A 17,742-nucleotide genomic window follows, 5' to 3' on the forward strand; every position below is an offset into this window, starting at 1 on the left:
TCAAAGCAAGATCATGCTTAAGCCAAACGAAATGGCTCGCCAGCCGTATCCCGGCAGGCGAAGGCTGGAGGCTTTACATGAGCAAAAAATCCACTCGCTTGATTGTCGTTGGCGCACTCTACACAGTGCTGGGACTTGTGGCCTTGGCATTCGCATCCGCCACCACTTTTGCAGCGGTCATGACCTTGTCTGTTATTCTTGCTATCGGCGGCATCGCACAGATCGCGTATGGAATCCAAGGGCGTAAGACTGGACAGCTATGGCCCCATGTGGCCTTGGGTTGTCTTGCTTTGGTGTGTGCCGTCCTCATCGCCAGAAATCCCGTCGCAAACACGATGGTTCTGACCTTTATGATTGGCTTTTTTCTTTTCGCTGGAGGACTTGCGAAAGTCATAGGTGCTGCTGTGGAACGCACAACGGGCTGGGGCTACTACCTGATGAACGGGTTGGTCTCCATCTTACTTGCGGCAATTATTCTGTTCAGCTTTCCGGTATCCTCATTTTGGACAATTGGAACTTTCGTTGGTGTCGACTTGATCATAGGCGGTCTCAGTCTGCTTGGATTGGGATATTCTATTCGTAAAGCAAGAAAAGAAGTCGTGCGCAACATGAACTCGCTGCTACCGGAAACCTACGATGAGATTGAGTACGAATACTTCCACAAACAAAATGCCGATTTGGAAGATGAACACAGTGGCTCTGATGAGAAAAGAAAAGACAAGGACAAGGACAGTGAAGGCTCTTCAAGACTTCACTAGTCTGAAACTACCAGGCGAAGAACAATCCGGTGCGCACAATGCCGCCGAACGTGGGGTTTGGATCAAAATCCTGCCCCATCAGCGCACGCCCCTCAAGGCTTGCGATCGCTCCAAAACTTTTCGTGAATTGATACGAGGCATCTGCTCCCACGGCGAAACCACCCATCATTTTTGAACCTGTTGATTCCGTCAGACGATCACTTGCCAGAGTGGTGGTAATTTCCTCGGTGTAGGTACCAATTCCGCCCGCGCCAAAAATGGAAAAACGCGGATTTTTCTGTCCATGCCTCCACAAGTGCCAGCGCCCCCACATAACCATCTCTTTGTGATCACGCTCGATATTCAATGTGGAGTTTCCGGAAGACTCATTAAACTGGGAGTACTCAAACAAAATAGACCAGGCCGTTGCCCGATAGGCAAAACTGATATTCTGCGGTTTCTGTTCCAGCCAGTTTTCAGCCGCATCTTTTTCATAGCGCAATTCAAAGGACAATGGATAAATCTGCAATTGATTTATTTGCGGCGCAACCACAGGTCTTTTCATGCGCGATTGTTGCGCAAAAACATTTGTGGAAACCATTAAAATCAAAGCCGCCAGGATCAGTCTCATTTCTGAGCCTCGCTAATTTCAAAGCGTCCGTTTTGGCTTAAGCAGCTCTTATTGGAATTCGTCTCTGCAGAATTAATAATTTCGACCATGAACTGACATTCTTTTTCATTCATATCAGGAATTTGCGCCGACAATACTGTCAGGAAACGAGTCGGTGGATAATACGTGCTTGCTTCAACGTTGATAAAGTCCTGACGGAAAACCGGCAGAGCCTTCACGATCCAGGTCGCAACTTTCTTGCGCATCTCCAAAGCATCGACACCGCGGGACTCCGCTGATTTATCAGTGAACAATTTCAACAAGCGTGAGTACTTGGTTCCCAGGCTGTACGCCATGTCACGCATGTATTCCTCATAGGCTTGACGGGAGTTGAAGTTCACGTAGCTTGCCGTGATGCTGCGAAGTCTTTCTGCAGCAACCAGACTGACCACTTCATACTCTGCCACATTCAAAGAACGTTGACGTTTGAAGTCCGGCAGGGAGGAAGCAATAAATTCGGGATCGCCGGTATAAACCCAACCCCAGAAATCCGCCAAGCCTTCATTCAGGCCACGGTGAAGATAACGGTTGTAATAGCGCTTTACCAATTTTTCAGAAACCACAATCTCGCGACCTTTGCCAATCTTCGGAGCGCCGTCGACGCGCAAAGAAGTCGCATTCGCTTTATCTTCCACAATTCCCGCCAGCTTCAAAAATTCACTGCGATCATGATTGGAGCCCGTGTGGATCTCCTGCTCGCCCGCCGGATCCTTGAAGTCCTTCATCACCAATTTGTAGTAAAGGGAGTGAAAATGTTCATGCGCCAGAATCCCGCCATTCACTGCGATTGGCAGATTTTGGTGAGTGTACGGAACGATCAAAATGGAATCTGTCGAGCCATCGTAAAGTGCGTTGTTAATCAAGCCACTGGATTCACGAACTGCAACACCAATATCTCGCGGCCAGTGATTCACACCACCCGCTCCGACTTCTTCATCCAATTTTGCCAGATTTTGCATATGTCCATAGATCGCCACCAATTGCTGACTTTGCTCATTGGTAGGAACGAAATTGCCATCGGTGTTTTTGATAAAACGCCCCTGCGGTGCAGGGCCATTTAAGCGATTGTCCAAAATTCGGGGACTGATAAAAAAGCGAACGAAACGTCCGGAAACCTCACGCAGACTATCCAAACCTGAAAGCTCAATGAATTTCAAGGAGTACCCGTTCTTGCTATCGTTCATGGGAGCAAGAACTTGAACAGAACCAGAAACCTGCGACGTATTCTCCTGACCAGAGCACGCCGTGACAGCCATGGCCAATAGGATTACGGAAGTGATTTTAGGAAGAACAAGCTTCACAAAGTCCTCTCCAGGCACTATAAAAAAGGTGCCTCGCACGGTCTTCGACCAAATGCGTTATAGTTTTAGCGGAAGTTCACAAAAAACTCAATGATAACTTAGGGATAGACAAACTTTGTCAGTCCCACTAAAACTTCGACAGTCTCCTTCACCAAGGCTTCGGCGCCCCAAGCCCGCCGCCTTAGCCAAACAGGGGACTTGAATCGGGAGAGCTCGCATGGATGTATTGGAATTTGTTACGAAAAATTTGAATCCTGCGCAGAAGGATGCGGTTGAAACCCTTGAGGGACCTGTATTGATTTTGGCAGGAGCGGGCTCCGGTAAAACACGGGTTCTTACCCACCGTATGGCAAATATGATCGGAAACGGGGCCGCGAGCCCTGACGAAATCCTGATGGTGACCTTTACTAATAAGGCTGCCAAAGAGATGGAACATCGTATTTACAAGCTGCTGACCGACCTTCAGGTTCCGGTTCACAGTCAGCTTTGGATCTCCACCTTCCATAGCTTTTGCGTTCGCATCCTTCGTCAGCACATCACGCTTTTGGATTACAAACCATTCTTCGGAATTTACGACTCCTCTGACTCTTTGGCGCAAATCAAAAAAGTCATGACGGCATTGAACATCAACGACAAAATTTATCCGGCAAAAAACTTCCAGGGTCGCATCAGCAGCGCAAAGATGATGGGTTTGAATCCGGAGCAATTTGAAAAGGGCAACAAACGCCTGATGGATCAAAAAACTGTCGATGTCTACAGGGCCTACGAAGCAGAAATGCGCAAAGCTAACAGTCTGGATTTCGATGATCTTTTGATGAAGACCTACGAACTCTTCCGCATGTATCCGGATATTCTGGCGCAATATCAGCAAAAATTCCGTTTCATCATGGTGGATGAGTATCAGGATACCAATCACATTCAATATTTGCTGGTACAGATGCTGGCCAAGGCTCATCGCAATCTTTGCGTTGTTGGGGATGAGGATCAGTCGATTTACTCTTGGCGCGGAGCGGACATTAAGAACATTTTGGATTTCGAAAAGGATTTCCCAGAGGCCAAAGTTGTTAAGCTGGAGGAGAACTATCGTTCCTCTGCAAACATCGTGAACGCCGCAACAGCCGTGATCAAAAACAACTCGCAAAGAAAAGACAAAACGCTTTTCACTTCCAATCAGGAAGGCGATTTGATCAACGTGCGCGAAGAGCGCAATGAATATGACGAAGCGAAATTCGCCGCAAAAACCATTCAGACCATGATCAATGATGGCGAAGGTTCCTACAACGACTATGCAATCTTCTATCGCACCAATGCCCAGTCACGCGTCCTGGAAGAGCAACTTCGCACAACAGGTATTCCGTATCGCCTGGTGGGCGGCGTGCGTTTCTATGAGCGCATGGAGATCAAGGACATCCTTTGCTACTTGAAACTTTCCATCAATCCCGCAGACGATATCGCCTTCAAACGCATTATCAATGTCCCGGCACGCGGTATTGGCAAAACCACCGTCGAGAAAATTGAAGAGCTGGCTCATCAAAAGAACATGACGATGATGGAAGCTGCCGAAAAAGCCGTGAATGAGCGCCTGTTCAACGCGGGCACTTCAGGCAAAATCCGCCGTTTCATGGATATGATGGGCGAACTGCAAGTGAATGCCACTTCGTTCAAACTGACTGACTTTTATCACATCGTCTTGGATCGCACAGAATATCTGATGGCCTTGAAAAAGGATGAGTCCCCTGAAGCTCAAGCTCGTATTGAAAACTTAGAGGAACTCGACAACGCCATCGCCCAGTTCAGTAAAGAACGTGGCGAAGAATCCACTTTGACCAGCTTCCTTGAGGAAATGGCTTTGGTGAATGACGTGGACTCTTTGGATCAGGAGCAAAATTCGGTAACGATGATGACCCTGCATATTTCCAAAGGTTTGGAATTTCCTTATGTCTTCGTCGTCGGTCTTGAGGAAAATCTTTTCCCAAGTGCCCGCAGTTCTGAATCCGAAGACAAAGATGATGTCGAGGAAGAACGTCGCTTGGCTTACGTGGGCATGACCCGCGCTCGCCAGAAGCTATGGCTGACATACGCAAAAATGCGCCGCGTTTGGGGTCAGGAGCAATTCAATCCTCCATCCCGTTTCTTAAAAGAAATTCCGAATCAGTTTGTCACTTTCAAATCTGCGGCGGCTGAAGCTCCGCGTTTTGTTTCCAAATACGGCAGCAGTGGCAGCAACTCGGACGAGTACTTTCCAAGTGCATGGTCCTCGTCGACTGGTGGAACACGCAATAAGCCACGCACTGGTGGCGACGACTTCGATACCCAGGACTTCCCGGACTATGATGACATGGACTCATCCAACAAGAGTTCTTACTCAAAAGGCATGCGTGTGCGCCATCCAACTTTTGGAGTCGGCACAGTCTATGCGACCGAAGGCGCTGGCGATGCTTTGAAAGTAAGCGTTATGTTCACCGACAATACGGTTAAAAAGTTTGTGGCGAAGTACGCCCGCCTTGAAAGAGTTTAATAGAAAATGGGGTTGACTCCTTTTTGATAAACAACAATCATTTTGTTGAACAATTATAAGGAGTCTCCATGAAAAAACTTTTAGTATCAGCAGCCGTAGTCGTTTCCGCAGTTTGCTCTGTAGCTTCAGCAAAAGATTACACTTCTTCTTTCACTTCATACAGCTCTGCTCCTATGAATGAAATCACAACGAACCTTACTCAAGGTCATTTCATTTCCGGCAACAACTGTAAAGATTGCGACAGCGGCACAGCAATTGCGGCAAGTGTTTCTTACTTGCGTTATTTGCAAGACGGCTGGCAAGTAGGCGGCGAAGGCGGCATCCAAATTCTTTCCAAAGCATTCTCTGGAACTGGCAGCAGCGAAACTTTGATCGACCTTGCAGCGATCGGCGCTTACAACTTCCAAAGCGATTTGAAAACTTCATTCTTTGCTAAAGCGGGTGTAGGTCTTTACTCTGTTCGTGACGGCGCAGACTACGAAAACCAATTCGGCTTCTTCCTTGGTGGCGGTAAACGTTTCCAAATCCTGGATGGTATCACTTACACTCCAGAACTTCGTCTTGAGAAAAAAGGCGAATTGGACATGGGTTTCAACATCGCTTTCCTAAACTTCTCTCTTTTCTGGAACTAATTGTTTCCTGAAAGTTTGAAATGACGAAAGGCTTCGGACATCCGAAGCCTTTTTTCGTTTTCAACTCCCAGTTTACTTTGATTTTTTGCCGACCCCATTGTTACCCTTGAAGTATGACAACATTTAAGTTTTTCATCGTTACTTTGGGTTTATTGGTTTCCTCACTGTGTTTTGCAGCTCCCCGACCTGGATTTGAATTGATCGGCCCCAAGAAGGTCACCGAAGACAACGTTCAGTTTCGCTGGATGAGCAACGATGGCGAAATCATTTTAAAATGCGCCCATGTCTACGACCGTCCCGACGCATGGGATTGGGATGTCTGGTGTGGCAAAGGCACAAAGATGCTGCGCGAGTTCCGCGTGCATTTCCTGGTTCAAGAATACAATCATGCAAAGCTTGAGAAAACAGCATTCCAGGTCTTGTACTGGGTGACAGATCGCAACTCCGAGCCACGTAAGTTTGATTCCATGTCTCAGTGGTTGCAGTTCAGTGGCAAACCTGAAGTTGAATTTTTCGATTTCTCAGTGGGCGTGGAAAACGACTACGGGATCCTGGAACTGGTTTACAAGCCTTAAAGCGGAGCTTTTGCAGCTTTCAATTTATTCCACTCTTCCAGATAGTGATGCAGTTCCGGCTTTTTGATTTTTTCTGCAGCCGGACTGACATACTTCGCATCGACTCCGTCCCAGCCTTTATAAAAACGCACATTGCCATCACGGGCTGTTTCAAAGTTCGGAACCAGATAAGTCTTACCGCCGCCGTCAGGAATATCCACGGACAGATTTGGCATCGCCAGACCTGACAAATGCCCCCATAGTTCTTTTTGAATTTCCAGGGAATCTTCGATCGAAGTGCGCAGATGATCCGTTCCTTGCGAAGGATCACATTGGAACATGTAGTAAGGTTTTACTCTTAAAAATAACAGACGGCGATTCAAGGCCTGCACCAGCGCCGGATGATTGTTGATGCCATTCAATAGCACCATCTGATTCATCACCGGAACGCCGTTATCCACAAGCTTTTCAAGACCTGCTGCCGCTTCCGCCGTCAGCTCGTTCGGGTGGTTGAAGTGCGACATCAAAAACACCGGCTTGTGCTTTTTTAAAATCTTAACCAGATCATCCGTGATACGCATCGGACATACCACCGGCATACGCGAACCGATACGGATGATCTCGACGTGATCAATCGCACGTAAATCACCCAACACACGATCCAACTGCCCGTCACTTACCGTCAGCGGATCACCGCCTGACAAAATAACCTCACGAATACCAGGATGGGTTTTGATGTACTCGAGGGCCTTTTCATACTCTTCGTTACGAATAAAGGCCTGTTCTTGACCGGTGAAATGCTTGCGCGTGCAAAAGCGACAATAAACACTGCAGATATCCGTGATCAAAAACAGAACACGATCTGAATAGCGATGAATCACGCGTGGCGCGGGATTGTTTTTGCGTTCGCCCAAAGGATCCAGCATTTGCTGGGAGCCTTCTTCGATCTCAAATTTTTGCGGCATCAAAATCTGACGAATGGAATCACCTTCGTCTTTGGCAAGACTGGCATAATAAGGCGTCGTGCGAATATTAAATAACTCTGCCCCTTCACTGAAGGCCGCCAGCTCATTGTCGGAAAGCTGGAAGCTCTTTTCAAAATCCGCTTTAGATTTAAGAGAATGACGAAGCTGCCAGGTCCAATTGTTCCAATCGGATTCAGCGATATGTTCTGGCCTAGGAGAAGGGGGGAAATTCAGCTTCATTGAGTGGGTGTTATCAATGAAAATCGCCACTTACGCAAGCAGAAGGGCCCAAAATGGTCATTTTTAGCGGATTTCCCTTAACACACCCCCAGCCCCATAAACCCATGAAAACACGAGGTAATAAAGAATTCTCAGAGTGAAACCCTAGAAGTTCGACATGTGAGGTTTTATAGAACGCCCTTCTCAAGATGAGAATCCCCAGGGGTATCGGTCATTTACCTGTGCCAACCAAACAGCCGCCAGTTGGCGCGCACTTCGCTTTAGCTAGTAGTAGGAAATAGGGTCTGGAAGACCCATATATATAAGGAGGACTTTATGAAATTTAACGACAGTCAAAAAAAATGGGCTATGACAGGTGTCTTGCTTGCGGTGCTTGGATTTAATATCTCGCCACCTAAATCAATGATCAGCTATACGCTGACGGATCTTGCATCCGAAAAGGAATCATTCAAAAGCAGCACTTTTGAACTTGATGGCAAAGAATACGTTGCTCAATACCGCAAAAAAGGTGACCAAACTGACGTTACACTTAATAAAGTCGAATTCAAAACAGAGAGTGGATCCATCGTCCTTTGTGGCAATTGCTCCACAACTTATGTTTTTGATGAAAATTTCCAAACCAATACTTCTGAACTAAATGAAATCGCCAAAGAATTGCTATCGGCTTCAGAAACGACAAAGGAAGACGAGCCTGCTGAGCGCGGTGCTAAGCGCGTAAAAGTCTCGAAAAAAGAAGCTGCTGAGGATAAAGAAGAATCCCTGGTTGATGAAAAAGAGATTTCCAACGGCAAAAAAGATGGTGCCGTCGCACTTCAAAAAGCCGTCGACACTTGTCGTGATCGCCATGAAAGCATTGATGCTATCAACACTTGTATTTCAAATGCAGTTCAGAACCTTTTCACAAAATCCTCAGTATTCAATATCGACAATAAAAAAGTTGTCGAGATCCTTAAAACTGAAATGATTCAACCACTGGGTGAACATTTGGCAGAACTTAGATCTTCTGATGCTGGTCTGACTTATAAGGATATCAAGGAACAAACTATCGAATCATTGAAACCACTTGGCGATATGGCTAACGATTCCAACATCAGAAAGACACCATTTGCGAAAGATTTGACGGCGACATATAAAATGCTTTCCAAGGAATCCGTGGCATTGGCTAAGGCTGCTTGGGATAGCAAAAATCTTCAAGAGTTCGATATTCGCCGCCAGGATTTGGGCAACTTCTCTGTATACTATAAAGCGGCTCAGATCGTTCCAGCAGGTATGGCGCAAGCAAATGAAATGTCCAACAATCTGCAAATGCAAATCAACAACCAAATGGCTCAGATTATGGCTGGCCAAGGGGCGGTACTTTCAGCAGACGGTATTATCGTAGTCGATGGTGTAGCTTACTCTCGCGTAGGTTCTGCGGGTCGCGGTGGAGCAACAGGAGTTGGTATCACAACACTTCCGGGTCAAGTACCGGTTCAAGTGATCAATGGCACTTTCCAATCGACGGGCATGCCACAACAGTTCATCCCGTCTCCAGCTGGAACTTCAACGATCAACACAGTGCCGGTTCAAAACATTCAACCGCAAACACTGGGTACAGGAAGAACAGCGGGTTCTCTTCGCTACTAATCAAAAAAGAGAAAACTAACAATTTCCTCCAACGGGCTCACGACGGGCCCGTTTCCTTTTTTAGCGAATGTAGATTTGAATATTTGCTGGAATGTTTCTATCCAGATTTTGAACGTTCATACGAAGATCAATAACCTGATCCTGAAAAAAACGAGCCCCCGCATCGCGTGGACCGCGGTAGTCACCTTGAACAGTCCACAAAGGTTGCTGACCTTTGTTCTTCAACCAGATCATCGGATTTGATACTCGAACCGTCCCTCGGCTTACGCGAACAAGAACTTCAGAATAAGCATCCTTGGAATTGATCGGATAGATTTTCATTTGCGGACCATTCGGAAAAATATTGTCGTTAGCAACCATCTTCCAGGCAAACGCAGAAACAGAAATTAACAACGTGGAAATCAATACCAATACTTGCTTCATGTTGCTCCCCTACAAAGCCCGATATGCGAAAGAGTGAATCCGAACCACCGCATCTTCAGCGTACAGTCCCAATGCACCCGCCTGATCATAGAGAGATTCGGGCATCTCTTTTCCTTGGTAGTCTAAAACCTGAACTCCGTCACGGAAAACCCGATACCTTTTCCCTTGCTTTGCAAAATAGTAAGTTGAACGCTGACCCACACCCAGCTTCGCGGCCTCCGAGGTCACCAAAAACTTCTGCCCCGTCTCGGCAAAAAACCGCCCCATCTCCACACCTGTGTTGGGCTTCTGCAAAAAGTAATTCGCAGTTTTAATCAATTTCGGATCTTTCCGATAGTTACTGACGAACCAGAACACTTCCCAATCATTGGGAGTCGAAGATCGCAACTGACTCACCGTCGTCACTTCCAATCGCGCCACAAAATCATTTACTGGAGTATCCACAGTACTTTTAAGCAAAATCAAACTGGCAAAAGTCTGCCCCGAAGTCCGCGCCTTCTGAGGATAAAAAACCAAATCCCCCGTACCATCCAAAGGAAAATGCGTCTGCCCCCCACCATCATAAGCCACCTGCCAATTCCCCGAAGTCAAAGGCACCACAAGCAACTTATCAACCATAGGCAACTCCGGCACAGGCCCCCCCGCATGAGCACACCCCAAAAACCCAACCCCAAAAATAAGAACAAAGAAAAAAAACCTCATCCCCAAATCCTAATTCCCCCCTCCCCTCATCTCAAGAAATCCCCCGAAGCATTTCAAATGACAGATCCTGTTCTTCAAATGCACAGGGATAGAAATCTGGTATGCAGCGACCTCCGTGGGCGCATGGACAAAAATAGCAGGAAGCTATTTTTGCGCGTCAGCCCGAAGGGCAAAGGGCAGGAGCCCTTTGCATCCGCGCACCCGCCAAAGGCGGGCCACGGCGAGCCCGGAAGGCGTGTCGCGAAATACCAGATTTCTATCCCTGTGCATTTGAAGTACCCAGATTCGGGCAAAAAAAATCCCCGGGGGTTTCCCCCCGGGGCCCTGCTCACCACCAAACAAGTAGTATCATGTAGTCATCAAGCTGTCGTACAAGTTGCAATCAAGTTGTGATCAAAAGCTGATGGCGGCTTTAGATGCAAATCCAAATGTAAAATCGTTACCTTTGTTACCAGTGGTGCCTGTACCATTTTTCCAAGCTTCACCAGGGAACAACAATCCAAGTTGATTCACCCATTGAACACGTTCAATTGGTTTATAAACAACTTCGATATCCCATTCTAGGCCCAAATCTTTTTTAGCATCAACAGAATTCGGCACAGCGTTCATCAATTGAGCATAAATAAGTGTATTACGAAGGTTGAAGCGCTCGTTGATTGTGTAATTCACAGTCGGCGCCAAGTAGTAAGCATTGCCAACACTTTCGTCATCCGCTGAATTTCCAACACTCAACTGGTCTGGTTGCGTTTGATCAGATGGATATCTTGGTTTCACCGCATTCGTGTTGAAAAGATCAGCTCCGCCCAAACGGTGATTGAACATCAACATCGCTACATCGTAGTTTTTATTGAATGCAAAACCACTGAAGTTTGTAGAATCAGAATCACCGGTCGCCATACCCAGTTTAAAGGAGTAGTCCCATTTGGATTCTCTTGCCGGGAAGTACAATTCTGCCGCCAAACCGAAGCCGTCCATTTTCACGTCTTCAGTGCCACGTCTGATACCAGTCTCACCAGACTGGAAAGCACCTTCGAATTTATATCCGAATGCATCCCAACCACGACCGATAACGAAACTTGTCGTGTTGATGCTCATATCGCCAGCCACATCACATGGGGTCGCGCCTGCGCAATAAGCCGCTTTTTGCGCGTCAGAGTAGTTCAAAGTCGTACGAGCACCTTTTTTCTGCTCGACATAAACACCCATCAAAGATTTTGCTTCGATATTTTCGTATTGAAGCTGAGCACCCCAGAACGTCTGGTTGTTGCCCTGACCAAAATCATTGGCGTACATACGACCCAACATCGGCGTCAAAGACCAGTCACCCACGATGACTTTGTAAGAAACCATGTCACGAGTGTTATACCAGTGATCAAACGATCCATTGCCACCGGAATACAACATGCCCAGACCGAAATCGAAAGGCATGCGTCCCACTTTCAAGGAACCAAATTCCTGGTTCACGCTCAAGTACAACTGACTTGCAGAAACAGTTGCCGGACCTTGGTTACCGGAAGTTGCTGCCACATCAGAAGTGTTCATGCCCCAGATTGTGCCCAACTGGGAACCTGGATACATTTCGCTGTTGAACACATCAAAGCGAGAAATGATGTTAATACCATCTGCTGCGATAATTTTCGGAGTCAGATAAAGGTAATTCAAGCCGTAGGCTTTTCTTTCCGTCGGGTTCGTCAAAGAAGGTTTATCAACCTCAACCCATTCCGCACGGTAGCCACCCGACCAGTCCAATGACATCGCTTGCGCCGCAGTGGACGTCAGCACAATGGAAAGACCCAATACTTTTAGAAAATGTGCTTTCAACATTCGTATTCCTTTACTTTTCAACCACGCCCATCACTTCGGTTTCACGAAGGATCACGAGGTCTTCATTTTGAATTTTAACTTTAGAGCCTGAGTATTGTGAGAAGACAACTTTGTCCCCCACTTTAAGTTCCATCGGGCGCAGATGGCCTTTTTTGTTCACATGGCCACGTCCAACAGAAACAACAGTTCCATGAAGGTTCCCGGAAACATCCGCTACCGTATCAGGAATGAAAAGCAAACCACTTGCCGTTGTGCGCTCCGCACCTGATGTTTGTACGATCAAACGATCATCCAAAGGAGTCACGAAATCCGTCAAGTCCACAATCTTTTGAGGTGCCGCTTTCGTTACCAGATGTTTATTGGCAGGCGCTTTGGCAGTTGTCGTTTTCTTTGGCGTGACTTTGGCAGAAACGGCTTTTTTGGGAGCTACTCTTTTAGGAGCAGCTTTCTTAACCGGCTTTCCTGCGGATTTTTTCTTAACCGGCGCCTTTTTTACAGCCGCCTTTTTTGCTGGAGTCTTTTTAGATGCTTTTTTTGCTACTTTATTCGCAGATTTTTTTACGACCTTTTTAGCGGTCTTCTTTACGGCTTTCTTTGCAGAAGATTTCTTCTTAGCCACAACTTTTCCCTTTCACGAAAAAACTACTTCAACAGTGTCTGTTTTTCGTACTACTCTATGTGCATGTTGCGACCACGATTAAAGACCATTTTATTTTGTTTTACAATCCTTGTGACGCTTGCAATCATCGCGGGACTTGGGTTTGCCACTTATTCCTATTTTTCACTCGAAAAAGAGATGACACAAAAGCTTGAATCCAAGCGATTCATAGTACCCACCGAATACTATGCAGGCCCCCGTGTTTTCAGCGCACGAAATTCCGGTTCTCCAGACGGCATTGAAAGCCTCTTTACCAAGCAGAATTTCCGTCGACGTGACTATGATCAGCGACTCTTGCAAGGAGACTATTTCATCGCTGACCGTGAGCAGTGCAGCGCCCGACTGCAACTGCCGTTGGATGAGAACCAAATTGGCTGTTTTGCCTGGGTGAATAAAGATATCTCAACCGCAAAGGTCGATAGCTCCATGCAGATTTTGGTGTTCCAGAACGACAGCACCATTTCAAAAATCTATATTGGCGCGCCCTTTCAGGAAGTCGCATCCGTCTTTGGCGAAGCCCCTCTTTTGGCACAGTACATTGGTAACGAACCTTTAATGCAAAAAACCGTGACATTAGGAGAGGTTCCTCCCACGTGTTCCAACGCAATTATGGCAATTGAGGACGCACAATTTCTTGAACACGGCGGCATCAGCTTTAAGGGCATCCTTCGCGCCTTGGTTCGAAATATCACCACGGGTCGCAAGGAAGGCGGCAGCACCATCACGCAACAATTGGTGAAGAACTATTTCCTGACAAGTGAACGCACTCTGAAAAGGAAGTACCAGGAATTTATCATGTCGATTCTTTTGGAATCGCGATTTAACAAAGATGAAATTCTGGAAACTTATCTGAACGTCATTTACATGGGCCAAAATGGTTCATTCCAGGTGCGCGGCTACGGCTCCGCTGCACGATATTACTTCAACAAAGAAGTCAGCGATCTGGATTTATCTGAATGTTCATTGCTGGCAGCCATTGTTAACAGCCCAGGACTTTACAATCCGTTTAAAAAACCTGCGAATGCAGAACGTCGCCGCCACTTGGTTTTGGATAAAATGAAAGGTCTTAATTTTATCAGCGATTCCCAAATGACCGAGGCCGACAACAAGCCACTACCGCGGGCTCCAGTGACATTGGCTACGGAAACAGCTCCGTACTATCTGGATGCAGTTCGCAAACAAATGGAAGCACTGAAAGTTCCTGTTGAAGGTCTGCGAATCTACACAGCCCTTGATTTGGAATCCCAACAGGCCGCTCAGGAATCACTAAGCAATCATCTGAATAATCTGGAAAAAACGAACAAACACATCAAAGGCCTTAAAGAAAAAGGCAATAACCTGGAAGGAATAGTTCTGGTTGGCGACAACCGCACTGGCCTGGTGACGGTGGTTGTTGGCGGTCGCAACTATCGCATGACCCAGTTCAATCGCGCCATTGATGGCCACCGTCAGGTTGGCTCAACCATGAAGCCGTTTGTTTATTTGACGGCTTTGATGAACGAAACTTCCGAGGGCAAGCCCTACACCCCGATGACTTTGTTGAATGACGAAAAACAAAGCATTAAGTTCGAAGGTCAAAACTGGGCGCCTGAAAATTATGGCAAGAAATATTACGGCATGGTTCCGATGTTTTATGCCCTGAAAAATTCCATGAATGCCGCAACAGCCAATCTGGGTATGAATGTCGGCATTGGAAACATCGTCGATGTCGCCCACAAATTCGGCGTTGAATCCGAACTCAAACCATTCCCCTCATTGACTCTTGGTGCGTTTGAAATGTATCCCCGCGAAGTTTTGCAAAGCTACATGACGATTGCCAATCTGGGATTACGCAAAGACATTTCTTTTGTTCGCAAAGCCCTGAATGCAGAAGGTGCTGAGGTGTTCACGTTTAACCCCAATGACCGCCAGGTTGAGGATCCCGCGATCGTCGCCAGTCTGATCAGCATGATGAAGCAAGTCATCATTTCCGGTTCAGCGCGAGCGATTCCTCTGAATGGATTCACCAATCCTGCAGCTGGAAAAACGGGAACCACCAACGACAACAAAGACGCCTGGTTCAGCGGTTTCACTCCGTATTTAACAACAATCGTGTGGGTGGGTTACGACAACAATCTTCAGCACAAACTCACCGGCTCAAGTGGCGGCGTTCCGGTCTGGACAGATTTCATGAAACGAATTGGCAGCCGCTTTCCCGCGGATGACTTTACTCTTCCAGAAGATGCGGTAAAAGTTGTTTTGGACGAGGAGACTTTGAAGGCACTAAACGCCCTGCAAGCACCTTTTGATCCAACTTCGGTTGAATTGGTATTTAAAAAAGGCACCGAACCCTAAGGTGCCTTTTACAGAATGACTTCAAGTCCTTCGTGGGCAAAGTCCCAGATGACAGGCGGCATTTCTTCGTTGTTTTCAGAAGATGCTTTCGCCACAGAGCTATAATATTCCATCGTCTGACGGCGCAACTCCAAGACATGATCCGTACGTGCACCCGGATCATGATGCGCAAACAGGACTTGTTTGATTCCCTCTCGGAATGCAATCTCCAGCCCCACTTGTGCGGCACTATGACCCCAGTTTGCTTTTTCCGCCAACTCAGGCAACGTGTATTGAGCATCAAAATACATCAAATCGATATTCTGATATAAAGGCAGATCCTCTCCCAGAGCATCCTGAGTCACGCGCGTGCCCTCAGTATCCACACAGTGAGCATACGCTTTACCTTCAGCTTCAACCTTAAATCCCCAACATGGATCTGGATGATCCAGCTGATAAGGTGTGACTTTAAATTCACCCACTTGCACCGGCTTACGAGGCTCCAACACGTGAAAGTGTATGCGAGCCTGCAAAGCTTCAAATGGAACCGGGAAGTAAGGTTTTTTAAACAACCCACGAATCAGATGTTCCAGTTCAGACTGAACCGCATAGTAGTGAATTTCCTCACCAGGAATAAAATGCGGCACAAAGAATGGCAAACCGATGACATGATCCCAATGAAAGTGGGTCATAAAAATATGGTAAGGACCTTTTTTACGAACCGCAGTCCCATTCAAAATTCTTTCACTGATGGAACGAATTCCGCTGCCACCATCGATGATGATCTGACTGTTGCCACAATTCAACTCAACACATGTCGTTGCAGATCCATAGCCACCGACCGCAGGTTCCTGCAAACCACGTATATATTCAGACACTTGATGCGCACTATGATGACCCGAATTAAAGAAGTTCTGCAGAACTCCTTCGATGTGGTTTACCCAAGCTGATGGTGGTGGGGATGAAGGCAATGAGCCCCTGACGCCCCAGAATTTTATGGAGAATGACATACCATCTAAGGATGCCTCAGAATAAACACGAAACAAATTAATATTTTGTCCTGTCTAGTCGACAAAAGTACTGATGCACCAGTGCCGGGTAAGGATTACTCGAATGAAGTTTCCTTTTGCACCAGTTGGTTACACACCGCCCCTAGACACCACCACCTAAGTTATTGAATTTACTAGTAATTATTTTACCCACCGGAATTCAAAACTGGTACACCTATTGCTATCCCTACGGGGTATGGAAATTCGGAGACAAAATGACATCATTGCCTTTCGCGCGCCTGGGGAATCCCCAGTGGCTTTTCATGCGCGAAATCTGGAGGTCGCCGACATTTCCGAGGAGCTATGGAATGCCCTGCAGTCCCCGGACGACTCCGAACTTCAGTCTGTTTTAAGCAACTGGGAGTCCGAAGAAAACCCTGACGTCACCACCCACAAACTGGCCCGGGAAATTCGTTCCCTCACCATCAATGTCACGCAGATCTGCAATTTGAAATGCACCTACTGCGCGGCCGGTGGAGATGGAACTTATGGTGCGGCACAAACGAAGATCTCCGTTGAGAAAACACTTCCGCAATTAAAATTTTTCCTGGAAAAGCTTCCCGACACTGGAACATTCCGTATCGGTTTCATCGGCGGTGAACCCCTGCTGTATCCAGAGGGAATTCGCGCCATTGCAAACTACGTAAAACTTATGACGGCGGGAAAAAACCTTCGCCCGCAGTTTGCCATTGTGACCAATGGAACTCTTTTATCCGAAGCCAATGTTGAACTTCTGAAGGACATCCGTTGCAACGTTTCAGTCAGCATCGATGGAGCAGCCGAGCAGAACGATATCTCCCGCCCAATGAAAAACGGAACTGGCAGCACAGCTTTGGTGTTGGAAGGTCTTAAAAAACTTTTCGCGGCAAAAGCGGATCTGGGCTCGATCACCCTGCACGGAGTATTCACTGCCGAGAACATGAACCTGGTAAAGGCTTATGAATTCTACCGCCAATTTCCTGCTGACACTTACGAATTCACTTACAGCGTTTCCGAATTGAATCAGGAAGCCAGTGAAGCATTCACCAGCCAAATGAACTTGGTCGCGGACCGGGCTTATGCAGATGGCGGCGAAGAATCCCTTCGCAAGATCAACTTCTTCAACCGTGTCTTTTCAGCTTTGGACAGCCAACGTCGCACCGAGAACTTCTGTGGCGCCGGCAAATCTCTTTTGGTGGTGGATGCCCGAAACAACTTATTCTCCTGCCCTTGGGATGTGGGTAATGCCACTGAAAAAGTCGGACACGGCTCCCAGGTCTCTGAGGAAGCATTGGAAAAGTACGCCCAACCACTGATTCAGCAGAACAACTGTAATTCATGCTGGGCACGGTTTCTTTGCGGTGGCGGCTGCATGTTCGTCCACAAAGAGGCCACAGGCTCCAAAAACAAAAAAAATGCTCAATTCTGTGAACGTCAAAGAACTTTAATGAGCACCGCTATTTTATACTTTAAAAAATGTCGTCAGACTGATATTCAAAAGGACAGTGACTATGGAAAACACTAAAAAAACAGCAGCAAATCATATCAAAA

15 protein-coding genes are annotated in these 17,742 nt (G+C 46.9%); 7 read left to right on the forward strand and 8 right to left on the reverse strand.

All coding sequences use genetic code 11. From position 1 onward, the window contains the following. The first annotated feature begins 77 nt into the window (after positions 1–77). Positions 78–758 carry an HdeD family acid-resistance protein gene (locus AAAA73_RS07795; RefSeq protein ID WP_340597641.1) on the forward strand — a complete coding sequence of 227 codons (681 nt, stop codon included), beginning with the start codon at positions 78–80 and terminating at the stop codon, positions 756–758. A 7-nt stretch (positions 759–765) separates the two neighbouring features. On the opposite strand, the gene AAAA73_RS07800 is transcribed toward AAAA73_RS07795, so the two are convergent. Both AAAA73_RS07800 and AAAA73_RS07805 read right to left on the reverse strand, forming a co-directional pair. Further along, complete coding sequence (locus AAAA73_RS07800; protein ID WP_340597642.1) at positions 766–1,368, reverse strand: hypothetical protein; 603 nt, start codon at positions 1,366–1,368, stop codon at positions 766–768. Then, a complete protein-coding gene (locus AAAA73_RS07805) occupies positions 1,365–2,708 on the reverse strand; it encodes a hypothetical protein (protein WP_340597643.1) in 1,344 nt (447 codons plus the stop codon). The genes AAAA73_RS07800 and AAAA73_RS07805 overlap by 4 nt, the downstream gene beginning before the upstream one ends. A gap of 217 nt (positions 2,709–2,925) precedes the next feature. Here AAAA73_RS07805 and AAAA73_RS07810 point away from each other — a divergent pair, with 217 nt between their 5' ends. The 3 genes from AAAA73_RS07810 (at position 2,926) to AAAA73_RS07820 (ending at position 6,433) form a co-directional block, all read left to right on the forward strand. Next, complete coding sequence (locus tag AAAA73_RS07810) at positions 2,926–5,226, forward strand: ATP-dependent helicase (protein WP_340597644.1); 2,301 nt, start codon at positions 2,926–2,928, stop codon at positions 5,224–5,226. 68 nt (positions 5,227–5,294) lie between these two features. Continuing rightward, the gene (locus AAAA73_RS07815; protein WP_340597645.1) at positions 5,295–5,858 is read left to right on the forward strand and encodes a hypothetical protein; all 564 of its coding nucleotides are present in this window, start codon (positions 5,295–5,297) and stop codon (positions 5,856–5,858) included. A gap of 113 nt (positions 5,859–5,971) precedes the next feature. Further along, positions 5,972–6,433 (forward strand): hypothetical protein, encoded by a 462-nt coding sequence (locus AAAA73_RS07820; RefSeq protein ID WP_340597646.1) that lies wholly within the window; start codon positions 5,972–5,974, stop codon positions 6,431–6,433. Here the strand turns inward: AAAA73_RS07820 and AAAA73_RS07825 are convergent. Beyond that, on the reverse strand, positions 6,430–7,617 hold the full coding sequence (locus AAAA73_RS07825; RefSeq protein WP_340597647.1) for a KamA family radical SAM protein: 1,188 nt from the start codon (positions 7,615–7,617) through the stop codon (positions 6,430–6,432). The genes AAAA73_RS07820 and AAAA73_RS07825 overlap by 4 nt on opposite strands. Positions 7,618–7,932: 315 nt before the next feature. Between AAAA73_RS07825 and AAAA73_RS07830 the strand changes: the two genes are divergently transcribed. Then, positions 7,933–9,243, forward strand: coding sequence for a hypothetical protein (locus tag AAAA73_RS07830; protein WP_340597648.1), 1,311 nt, complete (start codon positions 7,933–7,935; stop codon positions 9,241–9,243). A 60-nt stretch (positions 9,244–9,303) separates the two neighbouring features. Here the strand turns inward: AAAA73_RS07830 and AAAA73_RS07835 are convergent, their stop codons facing one another. The 4 genes from AAAA73_RS07835 to AAAA73_RS07850 all read right to left on the reverse strand — a co-directional run bounded on the left by AAAA73_RS07835 (position 9,304) and on the right by AAAA73_RS07850 (position 12,811). Next, positions 9,304–9,666, reverse strand: coding sequence for a hypothetical protein (locus tag AAAA73_RS07835; protein WP_340597649.1), 363 nt, complete (start codon positions 9,664–9,666; stop codon positions 9,304–9,306). A 9-nt stretch (positions 9,667–9,675) separates the two neighbouring features. After that, positions 9,676–10,284, reverse strand: coding sequence for a hypothetical protein (locus tag AAAA73_RS07840; RefSeq protein WP_340597650.1), 609 nt, complete (start codon positions 10,282–10,284; stop codon positions 9,676–9,678). Between the two features lie 477 nt (positions 10,285–10,761). Next, positions 10,762–12,192, reverse strand: coding sequence for an alginate export family protein (locus tag AAAA73_RS07845; RefSeq protein WP_340597651.1), 1,431 nt, complete (start codon positions 12,190–12,192; stop codon positions 10,762–10,764). A 10-nt stretch (positions 12,193–12,202) separates the two neighbouring features. Next, a complete protein-coding gene (locus AAAA73_RS07850) occupies positions 12,203–12,811 on the reverse strand; it encodes a co-chaperone GroES (protein ID WP_340597652.1) in 609 nt (202 codons plus the stop codon). A 111-nt stretch (positions 12,812–12,922) separates the two neighbouring features. On the opposite strand from AAAA73_RS07850, the gene AAAA73_RS07855 reads away from it, so the two are divergent. Then, positions 12,923–15,184 carry a transglycosylase domain-containing protein gene (locus AAAA73_RS07855; RefSeq protein WP_340597653.1) on the forward strand — a complete coding sequence of 754 codons (2,262 nt, stop codon included), beginning with the start codon at positions 12,923–12,925 and terminating at the stop codon, positions 15,182–15,184. Positions 15,185–15,192: 8 nt separating this feature from the next. On the opposite strand, the gene AAAA73_RS07860 is transcribed toward AAAA73_RS07855, so the two are convergent. Further along, positions 15,193–16,041 carry an MBL fold metallo-hydrolase gene (locus tag AAAA73_RS07860; protein WP_340597654.1) on the reverse strand — a complete coding sequence of 283 codons (849 nt, stop codon included), beginning with the start codon at positions 16,039–16,041 and terminating at the stop codon, positions 15,193–15,195. A 367-nt stretch (positions 16,042–16,408) separates the two neighbouring features. On the opposite strand from AAAA73_RS07860, the gene AAAA73_RS07865 reads away from it, so the two are divergent. Continuing rightward, entirely contained in the window at positions 16,409–17,716 is a 1,308-nt protein-coding gene (locus tag AAAA73_RS07865; RefSeq protein ID WP_340597655.1) for a radical SAM/SPASM domain-containing protein, read from the forward strand. Positions 17,717–17,742: the final 26 nt, after the last annotated feature.

This window comes from Bdellovibrio sp. GT3, assembly GCF_037996765.1.
Classification (GTDB): domain Bacteria; phylum Bdellovibrionota; class Bdellovibrionia; order Bdellovibrionales; family Bdellovibrionaceae; genus Bdellovibrio.

Coding starts and splice junctions, on each gene's coding strand:
- AAAA73_RS07840 (WP_340597650.1), bottom strand. CDS start 10,284: ATGGTTGATAAGTTGCTTGTGGTGCCTTTGACTTCGGGGAATTGGCAG.
- AAAA73_RS07835 (WP_340597649.1), bottom strand. CDS start 9,666: ATGAAGCAAGTATTGGTATTGATTTCCACGTTGTTAATTTCTGTTTCT.
- AAAA73_RS07865 (WP_340597655.1), top strand. CDS start 16,409: ATGGAAATTCGGAGACAAAATGACATCATTGCCTTTCGCGCGCCTGGG.
- AAAA73_RS07810 (WP_340597644.1), top strand. CDS start 2,926: ATGGATGTATTGGAATTTGTTACGAAAAATTTGAATCCTGCGCAGAAG.
- AAAA73_RS07830 (WP_340597648.1), top strand. CDS start 7,933: ATGAAATTTAACGACAGTCAAAAAAAATGGGCTATGACAGGTGTCTTG.
- AAAA73_RS07800 (WP_340597642.1), bottom strand. CDS start 1,368: ATGAGACTGATCCTGGCGGCTTTGATTTTAATGGTTTCCACAAATGTT.
- AAAA73_RS07825 (WP_340597647.1), bottom strand. CDS start 7,617: ATGAAGCTGAATTTCCCCCCTTCTCCTAGGCCAGAACATATCGCTGAA.
- AAAA73_RS07795 (WP_340597641.1), top strand. CDS start 78: ATGAGCAAAAAATCCACTCGCTTGATTGTCGTTGGCGCACTCTACACA.
- AAAA73_RS07815 (WP_340597645.1), top strand. CDS start 5,295: ATGAAAAAACTTTTAGTATCAGCAGCCGTAGTCGTTTCCGCAGTTTGC.
- AAAA73_RS07845 (WP_340597651.1), bottom strand. CDS start 12,192: ATGTTGAAAGCACATTTTCTAAAAGTATTGGGTCTTTCCATTGTGCTG.
- AAAA73_RS07820 (WP_340597646.1), top strand. CDS start 5,972: ATGACAACATTTAAGTTTTTCATCGTTACTTTGGGTTTATTGGTTTCC.